The sequence below is a fragment of the Acidimicrobiia bacterium genome (genome assembly GCA_016650365.1).
GTDB lineage: Bacteria > Actinomycetota > Acidimicrobiia > Spongiisociales > JAENVV01 > JAENVV01.
The window spans coordinates 1-7,110 of sequence record JAENVV010000119.1 but is presented as its reverse complement, the minus strand read 5'-3'; the positions used below and the strand labels follow the sequence as shown (position 1 = coordinate 7,110).

The window sequence follows — 7,110 nt, the reverse complement described above, 5'->3', positions numbered from 1 at the left end:
CTTATTCATGGTTTCTTCGTATTCCGTGGCGGGATCCGAGTCGGCCACCAGACCCGCCCCGGCCTGAACCCACGCCTTGCCGTCGGCCACCACGACCGTGCGAAGGCAAATCGCCGTGTCGACGTTACCGGAGAAGTCGATATATCCGACTGCTCCGGCATACGGTCCACGGGCCACCGGTTCCAACTCGTCGATGATCTCCATTGCCCGGACTTTCGGCGCTCCCGATACCGTTCCGTGCGGGAAAACGGCCCGGATCACATCAATCGGGGACATTCCGGCCCGAAGCTTGCCAGACACTCCCGACACGATGTGCATGACATGGGAGTATTTCTCGATCACCATCAGATCATCAACGCGGACCGATCCGAACTCGCAAACCCGGCCGAGGTCATTACGGGCCAGGTCGATGAGCATGACATGTTCGGCCAACTCCTTTTCGTCCGCCAGCAACTCCCGTTCAAGGGCCAGATCATCATCGGGGGTGACTCCACGGGGCCGCGTTCCGGCGATCGGCCTCGAATGGACTTGGCCATCGCGGACCCGGGTCATGAGTTCGGGTGAGGAACCAGCGATCACGACCCCCTGCGTGCGTACGAAAAAGAGGTAGGGCGACGGGTTGATGATCCTGAGGATCCGATAAATGCCAAAAGGATCGTCGGAGAAGTCGGTCTCAAGACGTTGCGACAGAACAACCTGAAACGCATCTCCTTGTCGAACGTACTCTTTGACCCGTTCGACCCCGGCCATGAAAGCCGCCCGGTCGAGCGTGCTTTGCATAGGTCCACCCGACCATTCCAGCTGGGAGAAGGATTCGGGTTCGTAACGAAGTGGCAAAGCCAAGCTCGCCGCCGCCTCTCTGAGGTCGGCAAGGGCTTGCTGATATTGACCTTCAAGCGATGCCGACGGCTCGATGAACACATTCCGCACCAACGTTATCGTCTGCTTGAACCGATCAAAGGCTGCCACGAAGCCGGGAACGATCCACGACATCTCGGGCAGGTTCCTGTCATCAACGGGCTGATTCGGGAGGTGTTCGATGAACCTGACGGCGTCATACCCAAGAAACCCGACCAAACCCGAGTGCAGCGGCGGCAACGAAGGATCGTCGGGAGAATCGAACCAGTCGGTCACCTGATCAAGAACCGAAAGGGGATCACCCTCGGGAAGTTGCGGATCAAGGAACCCCGGAATGATTTTCGAGATCCCATTGCGGGACTCCACGGTGAACGCCGGGTCCCAACCACAAAACGACCACTGGGCCCATCGCTCCCCACCCTGAACCGATTCAAAAAGGAATCCATCCCCGGTACCGACGAGCTTCTCAAATGCGCTAACCGGAGTCTCACGGTCGGCTAGCACCTCAAGGGTGACCGGGACCACGTTGAACGATCGCGATCGATCAAGGAATGTGTCGAAATCAGTATGCATGCGATGCCAGGCTAGTGGTGGCCGGCTAGATGGCTGCGAGCCAGTCGAGACCCAAGCGCTGGAGCCACTCCGACACAATGATCGACAACTCGAACACCCGGTTCTGGATCATGAGGACTCCGAAAGCGATAAGGGCAACACCCGACACGACGTTGATGGTCTTGAGATGCCGCCCCAGCATTCCCACCGCCCCGAACGCTTTTGTCATGGCGATGGCCGACAACAAGAACGGGATTCCCAAACCCATTGAGTAGGCGAAGAGCAAGACCATGCCGTCGGCAACCGATGCGGACTGGCTCGCCAATGTCAGGATGGATCCCAGCACGGGCCCGATGCATGGCGTCCAGGCGAATCCAAACGCAATTCCCATCACCGGTGGTGCCCATGGCCCGAGCTTCGAGGGACGGATGTCGAACTTGCGTTCCCGCACCAACGTCTGTAGCCATGCGGCGTTGAAGAGCGCGCTAATCAACACCACCAATCCAAACACGACCACGACCCACCCGGCGATCACACTGGTGGTGCGGGCGTTCTGACGAAGAAACGATCCGATGGCAGAAGCACCCGCTCCCCAGGCCATAAACACAGCAGTGAAGCCGCCAATGAACAGGAGCGTCACCCTGGCCATCCGACCAGACGATGCCTTCCCATCCTGCAGATCACTAACCGAATACCCCGACATGAGGCTGAGATATCCAGGGAGAAGCGGAAGGACGCACGGTGAAACGAACGAAAGCGCCCCGAACCCGAACGCAATGAGGATCGGGATGAGTCCTAACGATTCAATTGTCATCTGGGGTCCACCATTATGCTCAACAACCTTCCACTGATGACCGATGTTCCCATATCGACAGCGTTAGGTTGTCGTTCATCCGACAAACGGCGTGTAATGGACCTCAAAGAACATGGAGAACGGCTAATCCCATCGGGGCCGCAACGCCAGGCCATCATCTGGATGTGGGTGGCCGGGATCGCCCTCGGATACGCCGGCGCCCACGCAACCAACACCGAGCCGTTGGTGCGAGCCACCTTTGGGATTACAGCCGGGGCAATGAGTGCTGTTTTCGGTATCGCTCGCATCGGGTCTCTGGCAGCAATCTTCATAACCTCACGAAGCGACCGCACGACCCGCAAGGGCACCTTTCTTGTTGCGTTCGGTCTGGGAATCGTTGCTTCGACACTGACCGGCCTAGCGCAATCGGTGACCGTGTTCACGCTCATGCAAACCCTCACACGGCTGGCAGTCACTGCCAGCGCCATCATCGGCACGGTCATCGTGGTCGAGACGATCCAAGGCCGGGGACGAACGTACGCCGTCTCGATCTTCGGAGCAGCGGTGTCGCTGGGTGCCGGATTGGCAACGGCGGCTCTACCGATCGCCGACCTCAGTTTGGAAGGATGGCGTTGGGTATTTGCCTCCTCGGCCATTGGACTCCTGGCGATTCCGGGTCTCGCCAGGGAGGTCGCTGAACCCGCCGCCGGATCGACCGGGAACGGTGATGGGTGGTACCGATCGATGCCGAACTCTTCTGACTTCTGGCGGATGTGTATTGCCTCGTTCTCGTTCGCCACCTTCTCAACCGTCGCCGTGGCTTTCATCATCGAACATCTTGTTGAAGCGCTTGAAATGACCGCCAGCCAGGCAGCGGCCATCGCCCTGGCCGGAGGGACCGTCGGCGGCGCAGGTTTCTTCGTCGGCAGTGCCCTCGCGAATCGGATCGGACGAAAGTACACGACCTTTCTGGCCCTCGTCGCCTCATCGGTAGGAGGGGTAGCCCTCTACCAATCGATCGATGCCTGGCCAGTGGGAATCTTCGCTGCGTTGAGCGCATTTGGATCGTTCCTGCTCATTCCGTCATTCGGTGTCTGGCGAAACGAACTTTTTCCGTCAGCAATCCGGAGTCGGGCAGTGACCTGGATAAACAATGCCGGGATCGTTGGGTCGATCGCCGGCCTGTCCATCGCCTCAATTCTTATCGACAGCATCGGCCTTCCGGAAACCGTCACGGTCCTCAGCCTTGGCTCCCTGGTCGCGGTGGCAACCCTGATCAACGTTCCAGAGCCGACACCGTCCCATGTCGAGCGAACGACACGACCTGAGGTATAAGCCGCAGGATCAGAAGCGTTCCGATCCCCAACCAGACACCCAGGAGATCCGTCCGGGTGCCATCGAGCAACCAGATAACCCCTATCGAGCCAAAGCCGGCTACCAGCGACGTCCCGGCCAGAAAGCGAAACCGACTCGCTCCGAGGAAGACGCCGTCGCCGACGAAGAGGACGCCGCCGAGGGGTTGGACGGCCGCCACGAACGGAATGATCCCTTTGGCAAGTTCGGCGACTTGTGGCGTAACGCCGAAGATCGGTTCCAACAACGCCCCAACCAGCAACAGCGCTCCGGCGAGGAAGGTACCCACGAGCAGACCCCACAAGGTCAATTGCCTAACGGTTGCCGGCACAAGTGTCTCGTTACCCTCACCGAGGAGGCGTCCCACGATCGCCTGACCGGCCACGGCCAGAGAATCGACCAATAGGGCAAGCAACAGCCAGATCTGCATGACAATCTGGTGGGCCGCGACTGCCGACGTACCAATCCGGGCAGCGCTGGCGGTGGCGGCGGTCAGGGCAGCGAGCAGCGCACCCGTTCGTATGAGGATGGCCCACCCTGCCGACAAGAACGTCATCAGTTCGTCACGCCGGGCGGCCTTCATGCCCACCCAGTCAGGGGCCAGAAGCCTCAGGAACCAAAGGGCGCCGAACCACTGCGCGATGACCGTGGCAGTAGCGGCGCCCGCTATCCCCCAACCCAAGCCGAAAATGAGTAAGGCATCACCGCCGATATTCAACACGTTGAGCCAGACCGTTACCTTCAGTGGCGTGAGGGTGTCCTGGCGGCCCCGGAACGCGCCGTTGGCGGCCGTAATGATCAGGACCGCCGGGGCGGCTATGGCGCGTATCCTTAAGTACGTCAATGCTTCTTCGTAGGCTGCGGCCGGTGTTTGCAGCACCGCCAGCCAGCGCTTCGACCCGAAGAAGAGAACGGCAGCGGCCAGCACCCCGAGACCCACTGCCAACCCGAGCGCCTGGGTGATTGTTCGGGCTACCCGGCCGGCGTCTCGTTGCCCCCATGCCCTGGCAACCAGCGGAGTCGTCCCGTACGCCAGAAAGTTGAACCCGATAAAGGCCACCGAGAATATGGCTGCATTGATACCGAGGGCGGCCAGTGAAGCGGTCCCCAGACGACCGACAAACGCAGTATCTATCAGGGATACGAGCGGGTCAGCGGCCAGAGTGATGAGCGCGGGAACCGCCAACCGAGCAATCTGGCGATTCACAACACCTTGTCCGGGTACGAACAGCGGTCCATGAGCGGACAGATCCCACATTTCGGTTTGCGGGCATCACACGTGTCCCGTCCGAATTGGATGAGCGTCATCGACATCGCAGCCCACTTCGACTTTGGAAACACTGCCTTCAAATCTTGTTCGATCTTGACAGGCTCGGCGGAGGTCGTCAGACCGAGGCGGGCCGAGACCCGCTTCACATGCGTATCAACGGCTATCGCCGGAAGACCGAATGCTTCTGCCAGCACGACTGAGGCGGTCTTGCGGCCGACCCCCCGCAAGGTCACGAGTGCGTCCAGATCTGCCGGAACCTCACCCCCAAAGCTGGCAACAAGGTCCTCGGAGAGACTGATGATCGACTTGGTTTTCTGGCGAAAAAAGCCTGTTGAGTAGATGATCTGCTCGACTTCGTCGGGATTGGCAGCGGCCAGATCATACGCGCTCGAAAAGTGGGCGAAGAGCAACGGCGTCACCCGGTTGACGTTCTCGTCGGTCGTTTGGGCCGATATCGTCGTGGCGACCAACAGTTGCCACGGATCTTGATACGCCAACGCCGTCTGAATGTTCGGATAGATCTTCGTCAATCGATTCGCCACTAAGCGGGCGTGGCGGATCTCGTTGGAGGTCGGTTCGGTACCGTCGGCCTTCTGCATATGCCCAGAATGGTCGGAAACTCGCGACACTTCCAGTCCGTCTACGATTCGAGCCGTGAACCTGCGCGAAGCGATCCTCAGTCATGCCACCGTTGACGGCGATATCGTGAAAGTTGATGGGTTTCTCAACCATCGCGTCGACCCTGATGTCATCGAAGGAGTCGGCGCCCAGATCGCGGCATGGCTAAAAGATCGCCAACCAGACGTACTGCTGACCGCCGAGGCTTCAGGACTCCCACCGACCGCGTCCGCCGCTCGGATTCTCGGTCTCCCATACATCTACGCCAAGAAGTACGTTGGACCGGGCGAGAGATACTCCTTCGCTCGGGAGATTTCGTCACCGACCAAAGGCATCGAGTATCGCGTCGAGGTTGCCCGCCATGTCCTCACCCCCACCATGAGAGTTGGAATCGTCGACGACTTTTTGGCGGGCGGACGCACGGCTGCCGCCCTGGTCGATATTGCCGAGGAGGCCGGCTGCACCGTCATCGGGTCCGCCTTTGTGATCGAAAAGGCCGCCGCCGGAGGACGGGCACTCTTGACGGAGAGGAACGTCGATGTATTCGCTGTCGAGACAATCGAACGTATCGAGAACGGCGTCGTCGTTCTCGCCGATTGATGCGCCGGACAGTCCCATACGCGGCGGTTGCCGGTGCCGCAGTTCTGTTTGGCTCGACGTTCACCGTCATCAAATCGGCGGTGGAGTCAATGCCGCCGATGGCCTTCATCACCTGGCGATTCCTCATTGCCGCCATGGTTCTCCTGGCGATCAGGCGCCCGAGCAACCAGCGGGTCTGGCGCGATGGCATTCTGGCCGGCTCCTTTCTGTTCATCGGTTTTGCCTCTCAGACCCAGGGTCTCGTAACCACCTCGGCTTCCAATTCAGCACTCATCACCGGGCTGTACGTGATCATGGTTCCGCTTCTCGTGGCAATTGCCAGGCGATCGCGACCCGGTCTGGCCACGCTGCTTGGAGCTGCTACCGGCGTCTTTGGCTTGGCGCTCCTGACAAACGTCTCATTGTCCGAGGTTGTGGCAGGGTCATTCGAAAGAGGAGACCTCTTGACGATCGCGGCCGCCATTGCGTTCGCCAGTCATATTGTGGCCCTCTCTTACACGGCCAGGAATCATCATCTCATCGAGTTCACGGCCGTCCAAATGCTTACCGTGGCCGGGATGGCGGCGGTCATGTCGGCCATTCTGGAAGGATTGCCGCTCCCGGCCCGGACAGACCTATCGGCTCTCATCATGACCGGGCTGATCGTGTCGATCGGAGCGTTCCTGCTTCAGATATGGGGCCAAAGCCACATGTCAGCTGCTCGAGCTGGAATCATCCTGTCACTCGAACCGGTCGTCGGAGCCGGATTGGCAGCAATTATCCTCGGTGAACATCTGGACGGGAAGGCGTGGCTCGGCGCGGCACTGATCGTCGGATCGATCTACATCGTCATGTGGGCAACGAGCGACGAAGTCGTCGCGCTCGAGACAATTTCAACGAGTAGCTAGCTACCAACTTCGGATCGCATGCGGCGGCTGAGGTGCACACCAATCCGAACCAGGGCCACCAGCACGATCAGGACCAGCATGAGTGCCGTGCTGAGTTCAACCGAGGCCACGAACGAAAAGTCACAATTGCCGAGGCCACCGTCGCAAATCCCAAAACCGTTGCCGCCATTCGACAGGTT

8 protein-coding genes are annotated in these 7,110 nt (G+C 59.9%); 3 read left to right on the top strand and 5 right to left on the bottom strand.

Features of this window, described 5'->3' with window-relative positions; translation table 11 throughout:
- Positions 1-1,431, bottom strand: a 1,431-nt coding sequence (locus JJE47_07125) for a chorismate-binding protein (GenBank protein MBK5267191.1), incomplete at its 3' end; no start/stop codon positions are given.
- A 25-nt stretch (positions 1,432-1,456) separates the two neighbouring features.
- Complete coding sequence (locus JJE47_07120; protein MBK5267190.1) at positions 1,457-2,224, bottom strand: cytochrome c biogenesis protein CcdA; 768 nt, start codon at positions 2,222-2,224, stop codon at positions 1,457-1,459.
- Positions 2,225-2,320: 96 nt separating this feature from the next.
- Here JJE47_07120 and JJE47_07115 point away from each other — a divergent pair, with 96 nt between their 5' ends.
- On the top strand, positions 2,321-3,538 hold the full coding sequence (locus JJE47_07115; protein MBK5267189.1) for an MFS transporter: 1,218 nt from the start codon (positions 2,321-2,323) through the stop codon (positions 3,536-3,538).
- Here JJE47_07115 and JJE47_07110 read toward each other — a convergent pair.
- Together JJE47_07110 and nth are read right to left on the bottom strand one after the other, a co-directional pair.
- Complete coding sequence (locus JJE47_07110; GenBank protein ID MBK5267188.1) at positions 3,480-4,763, bottom strand: MATE family efflux transporter; 1,284 nt, start codon at positions 4,761-4,763, stop codon at positions 3,480-3,482. The genes JJE47_07115 and JJE47_07110 overlap by 59 nt on opposite strands.
- Positions 4,760-5,425: an endonuclease III gene (gene nth, locus JJE47_07105; protein ID MBK5267187.1), complete on the bottom strand. Its 666-nt coding sequence runs from the start codon at positions 5,423-5,425 to the stop codon at positions 4,760-4,762. The genes JJE47_07110 and nth overlap by 4 nt, the downstream gene beginning before the upstream one ends.
- Positions 5,426-5,480: 55 nt before the next feature.
- Between nth and JJE47_07100 the strand changes: the two genes are divergently transcribed.
- Complete coding sequence (locus tag JJE47_07100) at positions 5,481-6,044, top strand: xanthine phosphoribosyltransferase (protein MBK5267186.1); 564 nt, start codon at positions 5,481-5,483, stop codon at positions 6,042-6,044.
- On the top strand, positions 6,044-6,931 hold the full coding sequence (locus tag JJE47_07095; GenBank protein ID MBK5267185.1) for an EamA family transporter: 888 nt from the start codon (positions 6,044-6,046) through the stop codon (positions 6,929-6,931). Before JJE47_07100 ends, JJE47_07095 begins: the two co-directional genes overlap by 1 nt.
- On the opposite strand, the gene JJE47_07090 is transcribed toward JJE47_07095, so the two are convergent.
- Positions 6,928-7,110, bottom strand: a 183-nt coding sequence (locus tag JJE47_07090; GenBank protein ID MBK5267184.1) for a hypothetical protein, incomplete at its 5' end; no start/stop codon positions are given. The genes JJE47_07095 and JJE47_07090 overlap by 4 nt on opposite strands.

Coding starts and splice junctions, on each gene's coding strand:
- JJE47_07115 (MBK5267189.1), top strand. CDS start 2,321: ATGGACCTCAAAGAACATGGAGAACGGCTAATCCCATCGGGGCCGCAA.
- JJE47_07095 (MBK5267185.1), top strand. CDS start 6,044: ATGCGCCGGACAGTCCCATACGCGGCGGTTGCCGGTGCCGCAGTTCTG.
- nth (MBK5267187.1), bottom strand. CDS start 5,425: ATGCAGAAGGCCGACGGTACCGAACCGACCTCCAACGAGATCCGCCAC.
- JJE47_07120 (MBK5267190.1), bottom strand. CDS start 2,224: ATGACAATTGAATCGTTAGGACTCATCCCGATCCTCATTGCGTTCGGG.